Raw genomic sequence first — 14,952 nt, forward strand, 5'->3', positions numbered from 1 at the left:
AGTTATGAACTCTAGAAGAACATTTATAAAAAACGCAGGTATGGCTGCCGCAGGAGCCCTGTTGTTTCCATCATTTGCGCATGCCTTTGCTAAGGTAAAACCAGTAGGACTACAACTGTACACTTTGAGAGAGGTGATCGGTAAAGACCCTAAAGGTGTAATTGAGAAAATAGCTAAAGCAGGCTATAAAGAAGTGGAAACTTACGGATACTCTGCAAAAGGTGGTTATTTCGGTATGGACGCTAAAGCTTTCAAAAGCCTGTTGGATAACAACGGACTGAAAGCACCAAGTGGACACTTTGGATTGGATTCTTTCTTAAAAGACGGAAATCAGGACGAGCTGAAAATCGCTATCGAAGGCGCAAGCGCACTAAAAATGGACTTCCTGACCATTCCATGGATGGGCGAAAGTTTAAGATCAAGCCTTGATGATTACAAAAAAGTTTCTGAGCGTCTGAATCAGGCAGCAGAAATCTGTAAGAAATCCGGATTGAAACTGGCTTACCATAACCATGATTTTGAATTCAAAAAATATGATGGCAAAACCGGATATGAGGTCATGCTGGAAGAAACCGATAAAAACCTGGTGAAGTTTGAAATGGACTTATACTGGGTAGTAAGATCAGGTAATGATCCGATTGCTTTCTTCAATAAATACCCTGGACGTTTCCCAATGTGGCACGTAAAGGATATGGACAAAGCGAACCATTCCATCAATACTGAGGTAGGTACGGGTACTATTGATTTCAAATCTTTCTTTAAACATGCCAAACAGGCAGGATTGAAGTATGCTATCGTGGAACAAGAGAATTTCTCTAAGGATCCCTTTATCAGCATCAAGCAAAGCTTTGATTACGTAAGTCGCGAATTGGTTTAAGAATAACAGCTTAAAATATCAAGGGAAGTGGTTTACGAAACTACTTCCCTTTTTTTATGCCCTTTCGGCTGTAACCTAATCCTTAAAGATCAATAGCTGCTATAATACCAGCCTCTGCTGATCTTTAAAGCGCATTAAAATGCAAGTTTTGAGTGCTTTAGCATCAAAAAGCACAAAAATTTCACCATATTTGAAAAATATGGGCGGAATAAGCCCATGAAGCCAGAGAACTTATTACCAAAACTGAATACTATAAATTAATAAGAACTATAAAAAACCAATTAAAAAAATGAAAATTGCAGTTGTAGGCGCCACCGGTCTGGTAGGTACCGTAATGTTAAAAGTGTTAGAAGAGCGTAACTTCCCGTTAACCGAATTGATTCTGGTTGCATCTGAAAAAAGTGTAGGTAAAGAAATCACTTTTAAGGGTAAGAAGCACGCTATTGTAAGCATGGATACTGCAATTTCAATGAGACCTGATATTGCTTTGTTCTCTGCGGGTGGCAGCACCTCATTAGCACATGCCCCACGTTTCGCTGAGGCAGGAACCACAGTAATTGACAATTCATCGGCATGGCGCATGGACCCATCTAAGAAATTAGTGGTCCCTGAAGTAAATGCTCATGAACTATCTCTTGATGATAAGATCATTGCAAATCCAAATTGTTCAACTATTCAAATGGTAGTGGCTTTAAAACCATTACATGATAAATATAAGATCAAACGTGTTGTTGTTTCTACTTACCAGTCTGTAACAGGAACGGGTGTAAAAGCAGTAGAGCAAATGATGAATGAGCGTAAAGGCATCACTGATGGTCCTATGGCTTATGCATACCCGATCGATTTAAACGTAATTCCTCAGATTGATGTTTTCGAAGAAAACGGATACACAAAAGAGGAAATGAAAATGATCAATGAGACCCGCAAAATCATGAGCGATGATAGCATCCGTTTAACGGCTACTACGGTTCGTATTCCGGTTATGGGTGGACACTCTGAATCAGTAAACATCGAGTTTGAAAACGACTTTGATGTAATTGAGCTGAGAGAATTATTGGCCAATACGCCGGGAATCGTTGTTGTTGATGACATTGCCAACCTGAAATATCCAATGCCTAAAGATGCTCATGAGAAAGATGAAGTATTTGTTGGAAGAATCAGACGTGATGAATCTATGCCGAACTCAGTAAACCTTTGGATCGTTGCAGATAACCTTCGTAAAGGTGCAGCAACCAATGCGGTACAGATTGCAGAATACCTGGTGAGCAAAGAACTGGTTTAATCTGCATCTATAAAAAATGATTGAGGTATGGAACGCTCTAAAAGGCAATCTGTACCTCAATTTTTTCGTTAATAGCTATTTAGTCTTTTAATTCTTTTTCATGAATATTGTCAGAAAAATTGCCCTGTTATCCCTGATTCTTTTACAACAAATTGCAAATGCGCAAAGTCCGGTAGAAAAACTGGAACAAGCGTATCAGGTATTAAAAGACGATGGCCAGGCGAAACATGCGATCATCGGTCTTTGTGTATTAGATGCAGGTACCGGAAAGCTATTACTGGGTAAAAATGAAGAGCTGGGTCTGGCTACCGCCTCCACTTTAAAAACCATTACTTCGGCAACGGCATTCAGTATGCTGGGCAAAGATTTTCAATACCAGACTACGCTGGCTTATAGTGGCAACATTAGTCCGGATGGCACCTTAGAAGGTGATCTGATTATTGTCGGCGGTGGAGATCCTACACTGGGCTCCTGGCGCTACGAAAACACGAAAGAAAACTACATCCTGCAACAATGGGTAAATGCCATTCAGCGTGCAGGGATTAAAAAAATAACCGGTAAAATCATTGGAGACGACAGTATCTGGGGTACCCAAAGTACGCCTGATGGCTGGATCTGGCAAGATATTGGCAATTATTATGGTGCTGGTTCGTCAGCACTCAGCTGGCGCGAAAACCAGTTCGACATCCACCTGAAAGCCAATAAATCCACAGATAAACCGGTATCCATTTTAAAAGTGGTTCCGGAAATGCCATACCTTAAAATCATGAATGAGCTGACCGCCGGTGCCGAAGGTAGCGGAGATCATGCCTATTCCTACCTCCCTCCCGATGGCAGCATTGCTTATCTTCGCGGAACCTGGGCATTGGGGATTTCCAAACCAGGGGTTTCAACAGCGGTACCCAATCCTGCTTTTGACGCTGCTTACCGTTTACAGGATACGCTGAGCCGTATCGGCATCCCTACACAACTACCGCCGACCACCGCAAGGTTGATGGCCGTAGATCAGCAAACTGTACCTGCCATCCAGCAGAAACTGATTACTATTACCTCTCCTGCTTTATCAGAAATCGTCTATTGGTTCAATAAAAAAAGCGTTAATTTATACGGGGAACACCTGTTAAAAACGCTGGCCTGGAAAACAGGAAAAGTACCGACTACCCTAAATGGGGCACAGACAGTGATCAATTTCTGGGCGGAAAAAGGCCTGGACAAACATGCGCTGAACATTACGGATGGCAGCGGACTATCGCCAGCCACCAGAGTGACGCCAATGGCAATGGCCGAAATCCTGTTTCAATCACAAAAAGAAGCCTGGTTTCCGGACTTCTATAAATCGTTGCCGGACAACAATGGCATGAAGCTTAAAAGTGGCAGCATAGCCGATGTTTCTGCTTATGCCGGCTATCATACCGATAGAGCGGGCAACAAATACATCATTGTCATCAACATCAATAACTACTCCGGAACAGGCATTAACAAGAAACTGTTCAAGGTGCTTGACGCTTTAAAGTAAGGTCATTGCCGGATTATCTGCCTTTTTATGGTTAAATTGCGCGAGTTTTTAAATACATAATACGCTTACCCCCTGCTATGAAAAGATTATTCCTGTTCGTATTGTGCGGTCTGATCAGCGTTGCTGGTTTTAGTCAGGCACCCCTTACTGAAAGTGCTGTTGAGCTGATCCCGTCAAACCCACTTCCTACCGAAATTGCCATCATTCCAGAACCTGTTTCTGTGATCAAACAGGATGGACATTTCGTTTTACCGAAAAACGTAGTGATCCAGTCGCCGGCAATTACGGAAATGAAACAAGTGACCGGCTTTTTGCAGGAACGATTGACTACCCCTACCGGAGCTTATGTATCCATTGTTAGCGGACATACCGGAGATCATGCACAAATCAGGTTAATTTTAAACGATAAACCCAATCCGACTTTAGGAACTGAAGGTTATCAGTTGATAGTTAAAGCAAATCAAATTCTGATCAGGGCCAATAAACCTGCAGGTTTATATTATGGCGCACAGAGCCTGATACAACTGTTCCCTAAAGAAATAGAAAGTAAAGATCCGGTAGCAAATGTCCGCTGGTCTGCACCATGCGTAGAAATCACAGATTACCCACGTGTGGGTTGGAGAGGATTGATGCTGGATGTAGCGCGTCATTTCTTCACTAAAGAAGAGGTTAAGCAATACATCAATGCCATGGTTCGCTACAAATATAATCTCCTTCATTTACACCTCACCGATGATGAGGGCTGGAGAATAGAAATCAAGGGCTACCCGAAACTAACGGAAGTTGGTGCCTGGAGTGTGAAGAAAACCGGAGAATTTGGAAACTTCATCCCTCCTACAGCAGACGAACCTCGTACTTATGGCGGTTTTTATACCCAGGAAGATTTAAAAGAACTGATTCAATATGCACAGGATCGTTTTGTAAACATCATGCCGGAGATTGATGTTCCCGGACACAGTTTAGCAGCGATTGCTTCCTATCCGGAACTTTCCTGTACGCCAGGCGCAGAAAACTACCGTGTACGCTCCGGCGAAAGAATCATGGACTGGTCCAGAGGAGCGCCACCAACCGCATTGGTAGACAATACCCTTTGTCCGGCAAATGAGAAAGTATACAGCTTTTTAGATACGGTGATTACGCAGGTTGCCGCACTATTCCCTTTCGAATACATCCATATGGGTGGTGATGAAGCCCCTTTTAACTTCTGGCAGAAAAGTGATGCGGTTAAAGCATTAATGCAAAAAGAAGGATTAAAGAACATGCACCAGGTACAGGGTTATTTTGAAAAACGTGTACAGGGAATTGTAGAATCTAAAGGTAAAAAGTTCATGGGCTGGGATGAGATCATGGATGGCGATTTGTCCCCAAGTGCAGCAGTAATGAGCTGGAGAGGTATGAAATATGGTACTGATGCAGCCATGAAACAACATGAGGTGGTGATGAGCCCGAGTACTTATGCCTACCTGGATTATATGCAGGCCGATCAGATTACGGAACCAAGGGTATATGCTTCGCTTCGTTTGAGTAAAGCTTATGAATTTGACCCGATCCCTGCCGGTGTAGATCCAAAATACATTAAAGGCGGACAAGCCAACCTATGGACGGAACAGGTTACCAATATCCGCCAGGCAGAATACATGACCTGGCCGAGAGGAATGGCTATTGCCGAATCGGTATGGTCTCCTAAAGAAAAGAAAAACTGGGAGAACTTTTTCGGAAGAGTAGAGCAGCATTTTCAAAGGCTGGATATTGCGGAAACCAAATATGCACCTAGCGTATATGATCCGATATTTAAGGTGAGCAGAGCTGCCGATAAGCAGCTGGTCATTGATTTGACTACAGAAGTAGCAGGACTGGATATCTATTACAGTTTTGACAACTCTTTTCCGGATCGTTTTTATCCGAAGTATACGGAAAGATTAACGCCGCCAAAAGATGCGAAAATGTTAAGAGTCATCACGTACAGAGGTAAACAGCCGGTTGGAAGAATGATGAATATGCCAATAGAAGAATTAAACAAGAGAGCAAGAAGATAAGACATTGAGGTATTTCGTACATATAGGCTACCATGGCCTTCATTTTAATGGCTGGCAGAAGCAACCCGGAGTAATGAACGTTCAGGGCGTTATAGAAAATGCGCTGACACAGGTTTTGAAAACCCCGGTATTTATCAATGGTTGCGGCCGTACAGATGCGCATGTTCATGCCAGTCAGTTCTTTTTTCACATGGACATTGAGCAGCCCTGGGATTTCGACCTGATCTTCCGGTTAAACAAGGTCCTGCCGGGAAGTATTGCTGTTTTTGACATCATTCCTATGGAAGGCCTGCCCCATGCCCGCTTTGGTGCCGTGCAACGCAGTTATGATTATTTTATTCATACTTATAAGAGTCCTTTTCTAAACGGATTGAGTGCTTTTTATCTGCTGGAAGGCCTGCAATTCGATCAAATGAAAAAGGCCGCAGCATTATTGCCGTTGTACAATGATTACCGCGGTTTCTGTACCAGTCCGGAAAAGTACGAGCATACGATCTGTCATGTGAAGTCGGCTGGACTAACCGTAGACAGCAGTGGAGACCGTTTACGCTTCCAAATCTCTTCTAATCGCTTTCTGGGCAAAATGATCCGCATCATTATGGGTCAGTTACTGAAAGTCGGAAAAGGGGAATTGAGTGTAGATGAATTTGAGCATTATCTGATCAATAAAGAAACACCGAGACTGATTACCCCTGCCCAACCGCAAGGGTTATATTTGTCTAAGGTGTCTTACCCGTATTTGGACCTGCCACCAAGAACCACCTTTTCGGCGATTCTACAGCCCCAGTTTGAGACCTTTAAGTAGTTTTATTTTTAGTTTTTCCTGCCTGAAATGCCCATTCGATAATGTGTCGGATGGACTTTTGTACTTCAGCTCTTCCTGCTTCTGATTTAATGTCCAGTCCGCAGATGGTGCTGTCGTTTTTCTTGGCATGAAGCACCATATAGTAAATCCCGGAAACCAGCAGGGCCGATACCCCTCTCAGGCTTACCGGAGAGTTTTTAAAATAAGGATCTGACATTTCCAGCAATAGCTCCCCCTGTTCCGCACGCACTTTACACATGCTCTCCAACAGGACATTTCTTTCGGAAATCTCCCACAGAATAATCTTTTGCATCTCTTCCTCATTCCAGAAATACTCAAACTGTTTTTCAAGAAGAGTGGATATGGTTTCTATTAAAACGCTTTTTTTATTGATCCCTTCCATGTTACTGGAAATGCTCTTATTATAGGATAGCCAGTAGTCTTTTTCGATCACATAAGTTTCAATCAGGCGGTCTACATTTTCAAAATACCTGTAGATCAACTTTTTGGTCACTTTCGCTTCTCTGGCAATTTCATTGACGCCCAATGCGCGGTAACCTTTGGCCTTGATAATCGCACCAACTGCATTAATCAGCTTACGTTCCGTCAATAAACGGCTTTTAATTGCTTCTGTGGGTTCTTTTTTTACCATATCAATGGGGAATTCTTATAAAGGACAAATGGAAAATAGCTAAAACGAAATGGTGTAGAAGAATATTTTAATACAATAAATAAATATTAGGCATAAACACAAAAACCATGCAATAAAAAGGAATTTAATTTAAAATCTCTTTGAATTCTTTGGAAAAATAATAATAATTAATTATTTATTTAGTTAAAGCAGCAAGTAAAGTTCCACAAAAACACAGTCTGGAGCATCAAATAGCTGATTTTCATTAGGGTATATTTATATATAAATTGTTATAAAGAGTTCATAAATAGATACAAAAGCTGCAAAGGGCTGAAAAAACAAACTCCATGGCATTCCTACCGAATGCCATGGAGGGGGATAATTCAATATAGGGGGGACATATTGAATGGAATTAACATGCGTTCTAATCATCCGTTTTGCAATAACGCACAAATGCAAAACGGTAAATCAACAAAATTCGAGAACGTTGATTAATGTATTAGAATTTCAAGATAATAGGGGATTATATTTTAATTCATACACAGCAAATATAAACTACAAAATCTCTCGAAGTGGTGACATGGAAAACTATTTTACATCATTTTAACCACTGTATATCAGTGCATTAAAATAAAATAAAGAGATAAAAAAACACTATTAGTGTAAAAACACAGTTTTTGAGCTTGAAGGCCATTTGATTTTCATTGATTTTAAGCCCACATTCAGAACGCAAATAAGACACTGAACAACAGGAAATTACCGCCATAACTCCCTTGGTAATCTTGTTTATTTTCCTTAACTTCAAATAGCAATTTTTAAAAACAAGGAGGTATATCATGACTGTTATTCAAAAGATTGAGCACTGGGGAGACCTGCATCATGCCAAATGGCTGGATGCGGTGCGGATTATTTTAGGTGTACTGATATTTGGTAAGGGCATTGCGATAGTGAGCAATACAGCAGCCTTACAAGATTTACTGTTACAAAATAATGTCTATAGTTTTTCAGGAATGATGGCCAGTTTACTGGTGCACATTATTGGCTTTGTCCATCTGGTGGGCGGCCTGTTGATTGCGCTCGGCCTGCTAACAAGGTTTGCTGTAGTGATTCAGATTCCAATTCTGTTGGGTGCGGTGTTTTTCGTTAACCTGTCCAGAGGATTTTCATTTTTAAACTCAGAACTATGGCTTTCCATCATCGTTTTGATGTTATTGATCTTATTCTGGGTGATTGGCTCCGGACCATACTCCGTAGACTATCAAATGAAGAAAAAACCGAGGTGGTAAAATAAGATTCTTTTACACCGATCTGAGATTCATGAGCGCTTAAATGATTAATTTTGAACAAAATAAGGCTTATGAATTTTCACACTAGAAAATGGGTAAAACCAGAAGATCTGAATCCTAACGGGACTTTGTTTGGCGGTAGCTTGCTCCGTTGGATCGACGAAGAGGCCGCGATTTATGCGATCGTACAATTGAGTAATCCGAGGGTAGTTACAAAATACATTTCGGAAATCAACTTTGTGAGTTCTGCCAGACAGGGAGACATCATAGAGATGGGAATTACTGCCACTGACTTCGGGAATACCTCTTTAACCATGCGCTGCGAAGTGCGGAACAAGATCACCAGAAAAAGTATCCTGACCATCGATAAAATGGTATTTGTAAATGTAGATGAGGATGGAAATCCGGCAGCACATGGAAGAACCCATATTAAATATATCGAAGAGCAGTTTGAGAAAGAAGACCTTTAAACGTCGGATAAAACCAATACTCTTAAGGCATCGGGCGTAAGACTGATGCCACTTACAGTCTGCCTGGCCTGCTGATAGAAAGGATTACGCTCTTCCAGTTTACCAGTAATAAAAGCGATCAGTTCTTCTTCGCTCATGTCTTTTAACAAAGGACGTTTATCCTTCCCGCTTTCCAGGCGTTTCGCTAAAGCTGCGGGAGGCATTTCGATATACACGGAAAGTCCGTTTTCATTGATCCATTGCATGTTGTCAAAATAGCAGGGTGCTCCCCCACCGGTTGCCACCACACAGTTGTCCGGATAATTAAATTCTTTCAACGTTTTGCTTTCAAATACCCTGAATGCCGGTTCACCATTGGCCGCAAAGTAATCCCCGATAGGCATACCCGCAAGCATTTCAATCTGGTGATCCAGGTCAATAAAATCATACCCAAGTTTAGTTGCCAGTTTTCTACCCAAGGTACTTTTACCGCAACCCATAAATCCAATCAGAAATATTTTCATTTTTATTCAGCAAGTTTAACTCTGGGATCAACAAGGGCATATAATAAGTCTACCAGAATATTGATCACCACAAATATAAAGGCAATAAAAAGAATTGAGCCCATCACCACCGGAAAATCTGACATTTCCAGTGCGGTAACTGTAGCCTTCCCCAATCCATTGTATCCAAAAATATATTCTACGAAAAAAGAACCAGCCAGTAATCCTGCAAACCAACCGGAAATCGCGGTGATTACCGAATTTAAAGCATTTTTAAGCGCATGTTTGTAAATGATGGCATTCTTACTCAAACCTTTCGCTCTGGCAGTCCTGATGTAGTCCTGAGCCAGTACATCCAGCATGGCACTCCTTGTTAACTGCACGATTATCGCCAGTGGCCTTAATCCCAGTGTAATCATTGGTAACCATAGATTTTTCAAGGTCATGATTTCCCCCTTAAAAGGATCGTAACTATAGAGGCTTCCCGACATATTTAAGCCGGTATAATCACTCCAGACAAAGCCAAACAGCCATGCAATGATGATTCCTGCAAAAAATGAAGGAGCAGAAATCCCCAGAATGGCGAATGAGTTAGCGGCCTTATCAATCCAGGTATCTTTATGTACCGCAGAAACTACGCCCAGAAAAACGCCGGTAATGGTGGCGAAAATCATGGCCGATAAAGCCAGCACAAAAGTATTGGGAACAGTTTCTCTTAAGATGGTGCTCACCTCTCTTTTGGTCTGATAAGACCTGCGGAGATAGGGCCACTTTAAAACGACCACCTCTTTCCCGACAGGCAATAATTTCAGGTAGTGATACTTTGCTTTGTTTTCGGCAGTGTTGGTATGGATACTAAGGGGCGAAAGGTCGTTCAGGTATAGCAAAAACTGAACTGGCCTGGACTTGTCCAGGCCAAATTCTTTGCGGACAGCTTCCAGCGATTGTACATCAGAGCGTTGCCCCATCGTCATTCTGGCTGGATCGCCAGGTAATACATTAAACAGTATAAATACAATACTCAACACGCCCAGCATGACCGCCAGTCCGTAGAAAAACTTCTTGAGGGCGTAGGAAAGCATCTCTTATTTACTAAAATATTTTTCGGAAAGCACTTCAAAGGAAGGTACCGTATTGTAATGCCATTTGTCTACTATGACCCCGTTTTTAAGTAAAATTATGCCCGGATTAGCTCTTACCATACTTTTTAAAGGCACGGCATCCGCATAAAAAACTTCGGTAAACAGTTTCATTTTTTTACTGAAAGCCTGTGCATCCTGCGCAGAATTGGAAGTCAGTAAAACCGTTCTGATGTTGAATTGTTCTGCGGCATTCAATGCCAATGCGTTTAACTTCGCCATCGCCTCTTCATCCGTATCTTTTAGGTTATAGGCTACGTAAATCAGGTTATAATAAGGGTTTTCTATCAGTTCTTTCGTATAATCGGTACCGGAAGCATCACTGATCAGCAAATCTTTGATTTTCGGTTCGTATCCTTTTTTGATCAGTTTCTTTTCAGGCGTACCTACAATTTCCCAGTTTTCATCTTTCCAGATTTCAGTTTTCAGGTAATCCTTGTCGCTCATCACCTTTTTCTCTTTTGTTTTCTTATTGCTCATGTTGTACATGATTAAGAACTCATCAGGCTCAGCTCCCGGAGGCGTAGCCATAAGTTCCGGAATGTTAGCCCCTACTTTATAAGGCAGGAAATCCAGAACCGGCAACCTGCTGTAAGTATATTGGCTAAATAGCAGCGAAGCACAAAGTACAATGGCCAGCGAGGCACTTTGCCAGCTGCGGCTGGTGGTAACCGGGCGGATTAAATCCTTGTTGATGAACAGGTAAACGATCAGTACCAACAGCACTAAATCTTTGGAGAAAGACTGCCATGGTGTTAAAGGAATCGCATCCCCAAAGCAACCACAAGAAGTCACTACTTTGAAAAATGCGGAGACGAAAGTCAGGAAGGTAAAGAAGATAATTACTGCCAGTAAGCCCGAAGTGACCTTTTTAGCCCAGAATCCGAATAGCAGTAAAGCGCCCAGTACGATTTCCATCACACAAAGTAAGATGGCAATTCCGGTAGCGATGCCACTTAAAAAAGGCATATGGAAAACTTCAAAATATTCCTGCAACTTATAACCGAAGCCCAGTGGGTCATTCGCTTTAATCAGTCCGGAGAATATAAACAGGACTCCAACAAATATTCTGGCAAAATTTAAGGCAATTTTATTCATTATTTTAGTCCTAGTTTAATCAATGCAAAAACCGAATAATTTAGCATATCCTGGTAGTTCGCATCCACCCCTTCCGAGGCCAATGTTTTACCGGCATTGTCTTCAATTTGTTTTACTCTTAAAATTTTCATCAGGATGAGGTCGGTTAAGGAGCTGATGCGCAGATCTCTCCAGGCTTCCCCATAATCATGATTTTTAGCGAACATTAATTCTTTGGTGAGGGTTACTTTCTCCTCATAAAGCTGCTCCACTTGCTCCAATGGCAAGTCGTAGGAATCTTCTTCTGTAAATTCCAGCTGCAACATTCCCATCACGCAATAATTGATGATGCCGATATATTCAGGGATAATCCCTTCATCTACCATAGCCACTTTTTTTTCTTCCAGGGTACGGATACGCTGTGCCTTGATGAAAATCTGATCGGTAATGGAGGATGGCCTAAGTATGCGCCATGCTGTTCCATAGTCTTTTGTTTTCTTTATAAAAAGCGATTTACAAACCGCAATTACTGAATCGAATTCTTGAGATGTGTTTGTTGCCAAAACAATTAAAATATTTAGTTTAAAGCTATTTAAATACCGTATTTTTGTTTTATACGATGGCTAAAGATACATTTTTAAACCCAAAAACCACACTAAACCTGCAAGGCAGGCTTGTAGATATCAGCAAGCCAACAGTGATGGGAATCCTCAACCTTACTCCGGATTCATTTTATAATAACAGCAGAGTTGACAATGCGGATGACGCATTAAGACGAACGGAAACATTTCTAAATGAGGGCGCTAAGTTCATCGATATTGGTGCTTATTCTTCGCGCCCCGGTGCTGCGGAAGTAAGCGAGGATGAGGAATTGAGCAGAATGGTTCCTATTGTAGAAATCATCAGTAAAAAATTCCCTGAAGCCTGGCTTTCAATAGATACTTTCCGGGCGAAAGTAGCGAAGGAAAGTGTGGAGGCCGGAGCGCATCTGATCAACGATATTTCCGGAGGGGAATTAGATGAAGCGATGTTCCAGACCGCTGCTGATTTACAGGTTCCATATATCCTGATGCACATGAGGGGTACACCACAGAATATGCAGCAGCAAACCGGTTATTCGAACATTGGACTGGATCTGATTGATTACTTTTCCGAAAAAATAGCTGTACTTAAAAAGTTAGGGGTAAAAGATATTATTCTGGACCCGGGCTTTGGCTTTGCGAAAACAACAAACGAAAACTATCAGTTGCTCAACCAGCTGCAAGACCTTGATATTTTCGAATTGCCATTACTGGTAGGTTTCTCCAGAAAATCGATGATCTATAACTTTTTAGGGAATGATCCACAGCAAGCGTTAAACGGAACCTCTATCCTGAATACCATTGCCCTGATGAAGGGTGCAGGAATTCTTAGGGTGCATGATGTGAAAGCCGCAGCGGAGTGTATTGCCCTTGTGGAGAAGACCAGATCACATTAATATCAAAAAATACCTAACTTGGGCATAATGAAAGGATTTGATTTCGATTTTCTAAGAGTATCATTAACGGATGTGGTGGACATTATATTTGTCGCACTCCTTATTTATTATATCTATAACCTGATTAAAAACACACTGGCGGTCAATTTACTGTTGGGAATGCTGATCATTCTGATCATCTGGTTTGCGGTAGAGCAGCTCAACATGAGGTTACTCTCTACCATTATCAACAAATTTATGAGTGTGGGGATCATCGCCTTGATTGTGATTTTCCAGCCGGAGATCCGGCGTTTCTTGCTTTTAATTGGGAAAAACACCTTTTTACAGCAGAATAAGGCCTGGTGGGGTTACCTATTTGGCAGCAAAAACATAGAAAGAGACAATTTAGTACGTATTAAGCCCATTATTGATGCCTGCAAGAGCATGAAAAAATCAAGGACAGGTGCTTTAATCGTGTTTGTCAAGTTTTATGACGATCAGCTTTTCGCCAATAGCTGCGAGATTATTGATTCAAAAATATCAAAAAGACTGCTGGAAAGTATCTTTCAGAAATATAGTCCGCTGCACGATGGTGCGGTGGTGATTGCAGAAAATAAAATCAAGAGTGCCAGTTGTATTTTGCCTTTGACAGACAATGACAAGCTCCCGCCACAATTTGGTTTACGCCACAGAGCTGGTATCGGTGTTTCGGAAACTACGGATGCGGTTGCGGTGATCATTTCCGAAGAAACCGGAGAAATTGCCTATGCGAAACAAGGAAGGGTAAGGATGAATGTCTCTTTCGGAGAGCTGGAAAAACTATTGAACAAGGATTTTTAGATCTTATGCAGTAGAGATTTTGTGAGCAATGAAGCTTGCCACAAAAAGAACAGGAGCTGATTTCTTTGAAACCAGCCCCTGTTCTTTTATATTTTGTTTGATTAGCAATATTGCTCAAAAGCACCGATTAAGCTATCAGCGATCATTTGTGCTGGTTTGCCTTCAATCTGGTGACGTTCGATCATGTGAACCAATTTACCATCTTTGAATAAAGCCATTGCCGGAGAAGATGGAGGGAAAGGCATCATATAACCTCTTGCTCTGTCTACTGCCTCTTTTTCCATACCTGCGAACACGGTAATCAATCTATCAGGATGTTTTTCATTAGCTGCTGCTAATCTTGCTGCTGGACGAGCATTTGCTGCTGCACAACCACAAACAGAGTTTACCACTACAAACACGGTACCTTCAGCAGTAATTGCACTGTCTACATCAGCTGCAGTTTTCATTTCTGCAAAACCTACTTTAGTAAGTTCTGCACGCATTGGTTCTACTAAATATTCAGGATACATATTTTCTATCTTTAATTCGTTAATCCATACAAATGTACAGCAACGGGGATTAGCATCAAAGAAATACCGGGGTAATGGTCCTGATTTTACCTTTAAATTACTTTGATTTTATCCATTTAATGGCCCTCAGCATCATTTCGCAGGTTTTCTGAAAATAAAAATTGAATTTTAATCCACACAGAATTAAGGGCTTAATTCAAAATCTAAAAAAAACTTACGGTAGTACTTTTATAATCGGAGAAAAACTCCTAATATTGCACACCGAAAAAAAGGGAATTATTTAAGTTTTCAAAAACACTAATAATCTCTGAATCGAAGGATTCCCGAGTAGCTCAGCTGGTTAGAGCATCTGACTGTTAATCAGAGGGTCACTGGTTCGAGCCCAGTCTCGGGAGCATAAAGGGCAAGCACGTTTAAACGGTCGCTTGCCCTTCTTTTTTAGCCTAAAACCCAGATTCTCCCGGCGCAAAAATAATTCATACTGATACTGCATTCGCCGCTTTTTTAGACAATCTCTTATAGAAAAAAAATAAATGCCGATGG

The 14,952-nt window shown here is 41.4% G+C and carries 15 protein-coding genes and 1 tRNA gene; 10 read left to right on the top strand and 6 right to left on the bottom strand.

All coding sequences use genetic code 11. The features are described from left to right. Positions 1 to 4 precede the first annotated feature (4 nt). The 5 genes from OQX61_RS17725 (at position 5) to OQX61_RS17745 (ending at position 6,516) form a co-directional block, all read left to right on the top strand. Complete coding sequence (locus tag OQX61_RS17725; RefSeq protein WP_265843138.1) at positions 5 to 877, top strand: sugar phosphate isomerase/epimerase; 873 nt, start codon at positions 5 to 7, stop codon at positions 875 to 877. A gap of 289 nt (positions 878 to 1,166) precedes the next feature. Continuing rightward, positions 1,167 to 2,159: an aspartate-semialdehyde dehydrogenase gene (locus OQX61_RS17730; protein WP_265843139.1), complete on the top strand. Its 993-nt coding sequence runs from the start codon at positions 1,167 to 1,169 to the stop codon at positions 2,157 to 2,159. Between the two features lie 100 nt (positions 2,160 to 2,259). Next, positions 2,260 to 3,675: a D-alanyl-D-alanine carboxypeptidase/D-alanyl-D-alanine-endopeptidase gene (gene dacB, locus OQX61_RS17735; protein ID WP_265843140.1), complete on the top strand. Its 1,416-nt coding sequence runs from the start codon at positions 2,260 to 2,262 to the stop codon at positions 3,673 to 3,675. A gap of 77 nt (positions 3,676 to 3,752) precedes the next feature. Further along, positions 3,753 to 5,711 carry a beta-N-acetylhexosaminidase gene (locus tag OQX61_RS17740; protein WP_265843141.1) on the top strand — a complete coding sequence of 653 codons (1,959 nt, stop codon included), beginning with the start codon at positions 3,753 to 3,755 and terminating at the stop codon, positions 5,709 to 5,711. A 4-nt stretch (positions 5,712 to 5,715) separates the two neighbouring features. Then, on the top strand, positions 5,716 to 6,516 hold the full coding sequence (locus tag OQX61_RS17745) for a tRNA pseudouridine synthase A (RefSeq protein ID WP_265843142.1): 801 nt from the start codon (positions 5,716 to 5,718) through the stop codon (positions 6,514 to 6,516). Here OQX61_RS17745 and OQX61_RS17750 read toward each other — a convergent pair. After that, positions 6,509 to 7,168 carry a TetR/AcrR family transcriptional regulator gene (locus OQX61_RS17750; protein ID WP_265843143.1) on the bottom strand — a complete coding sequence of 220 codons (660 nt, stop codon included), beginning with the start codon at positions 7,166 to 7,168 and terminating at the stop codon, positions 6,509 to 6,511. The genes OQX61_RS17745 and OQX61_RS17750 overlap by 8 nt on opposite strands. An 815-nt stretch (positions 7,169 to 7,983) precedes the next feature. Between OQX61_RS17750 and OQX61_RS17755 the strand changes: the two genes are divergently transcribed. Together OQX61_RS17755 and OQX61_RS17760 are read left to right on the top strand one after the other, a co-directional pair. Next, entirely contained in the window at positions 7,984 to 8,433 is a 450-nt protein-coding gene (locus tag OQX61_RS17755) for a DoxX family membrane protein (RefSeq protein WP_265843144.1), read from the top strand. 71 nt (positions 8,434 to 8,504) lie between these two features. Next, the gene (locus OQX61_RS17760; protein ID WP_265843145.1) at positions 8,505 to 8,903 is read left to right on the top strand and encodes a hotdog domain-containing protein; all 399 of its coding nucleotides are present in this window, start codon (positions 8,505 to 8,507) and stop codon (positions 8,901 to 8,903) included. Here the strand turns inward: OQX61_RS17760 and OQX61_RS17765 are convergent. From OQX61_RS17765 to OQX61_RS17780, 4 genes are read right to left on the bottom strand one after another with little or no spacing between them, the layout of a single operon-like run. Then, positions 8,900 to 9,406, bottom strand: coding sequence for a shikimate kinase (locus OQX61_RS17765; RefSeq protein WP_265843146.1), 507 nt, complete (start codon positions 9,404 to 9,406; stop codon positions 8,900 to 8,902). The genes OQX61_RS17760 and OQX61_RS17765 overlap by 4 nt on opposite strands. 2 nt (positions 9,407 to 9,408) lie before the next feature. Further along, entirely contained in the window at positions 9,409 to 10,467 is a 1,059-nt protein-coding gene (locus OQX61_RS17770; protein WP_265843147.1) for an ABC transporter permease, read from the bottom strand. A gap of 3 nt (positions 10,468 to 10,470) precedes the next feature. Then, a complete protein-coding gene (locus tag OQX61_RS17775) occupies positions 10,471 to 11,622 on the bottom strand; it encodes a BT_3928 family protein (RefSeq protein WP_265843148.1) in 1,152 nt (383 codons plus the stop codon). Then, positions 11,622 to 12,164: a DUF1599 domain-containing protein gene (locus OQX61_RS17780; protein ID WP_265843149.1), complete on the bottom strand. Its 543-nt coding sequence runs from the start codon at positions 12,162 to 12,164 to the stop codon at positions 11,622 to 11,624. The genes OQX61_RS17775 and OQX61_RS17780 overlap by 1 nt, the downstream gene beginning before the upstream one ends. 56 nt (positions 12,165 to 12,220) lie before the next feature. On the opposite strand from OQX61_RS17780, the gene folP reads away from it, so the two are divergent. Further along, positions 12,221 to 13,078, top strand: coding sequence for a dihydropteroate synthase (gene folP / locus OQX61_RS17785; protein WP_265843150.1), 858 nt, complete (start codon positions 12,221 to 12,223; stop codon positions 13,076 to 13,078). Positions 13,079 to 13,105: 27 nt separating this feature from the next. Continuing rightward, positions 13,106 to 13,897 carry a diadenylate cyclase CdaA gene (gene cdaA, locus OQX61_RS17790; protein WP_265843151.1) on the top strand — a complete coding sequence of 264 codons (792 nt, stop codon included), beginning with the start codon at positions 13,106 to 13,108 and terminating at the stop codon, positions 13,895 to 13,897. A gap of 101 nt (positions 13,898 to 13,998) precedes the next feature. Here cdaA and OQX61_RS17795 read toward each other — a convergent pair whose 3' ends face one another. Further along, a complete protein-coding gene (locus OQX61_RS17795; protein WP_265843152.1) occupies positions 13,999 to 14,409 on the bottom strand; it encodes a BrxA/BrxB family bacilliredoxin in 411 nt (136 codons plus the stop codon). A gap of 321 nt (positions 14,410 to 14,730) precedes the next feature. On the opposite strand from OQX61_RS17795, the gene OQX61_RS17800 reads away from it, so the two are divergent. Then, positions 14,731 to 14,804, top strand: a tRNA-Asn gene (locus tag OQX61_RS17800). The last annotated feature ends 148 nt before the right edge of the window (positions 14,805 to 14,952 follow it).

Source organism: Pedobacter sp. PLR (genome assembly GCF_026239675.1).
Classification (GTDB): Bacteria; Bacteroidota; Bacteroidia; order Sphingobacteriales; family Sphingobacteriaceae; genus Pedobacter.